Source organism: Vibrio sp. Y176, assembly GCF_033438945.1.
On record NZ_JAWOQS010001102.1, the window covers coordinates 1 to 533 of the forward strand.

Sequence of the window (533 nt, forward strand, 5' to 3'; positions counted from 1 at the left end):
TAAATCAACTTGTAATCGGTTTTTTCGACGATGTAACCTGGGTTGATTGGCTTAGTGAAACTTGGCCACCCCGTACCCGATTTGTACTTGTCGGTAGAAGAAAACAACGGCTCACCAGTTACGATGTCGACGTAAATACCGGCTTCTTTATTGTCCCAATATTCGTTGTCAAACGGGCGCTCGGTACCTTCTTCTTGCGTTACGTAGTATTGCAACTCAGTCAACGTAGACTTGATCTTCGATTGAGACGGCTTGTTGTATGCTTTTACCTTCGACAGCAGCTTTTTCTCATCGATAAGCTGACGCAGTGTTTTCGGATGTTCTTTGCGATCGTCACCAAACACTTCATCCAAGTATTTGTCTCGACCGGATGCGTAACGATAGTACTTGTACTTTAGGCTGCTCTTTTTGTAGTAATCCTGATGGTACTCTTCCGCTGGATAGAATGTATCAAACTTGATCAACTCAGTTTTAAGCGGTTTTGGGTAAATCTTCGCATTGTCGATTTCCATCATAAACTGCTCTGCGATCTG

Annotated in this window: 1 protein-coding gene; it reads right to left on the reverse strand. The window is 43.3% G+C overall.

Annotation, left to right across the window (positions count from 1 at the left end; translation table 11 throughout):
- A partial coding sequence (locus R7O13_RS30430) for a peptide-methionine (R)-S-oxide reductase (protein WP_318305665.1) occupies nt 1–533 on the reverse strand: 533 nt, incomplete at both ends.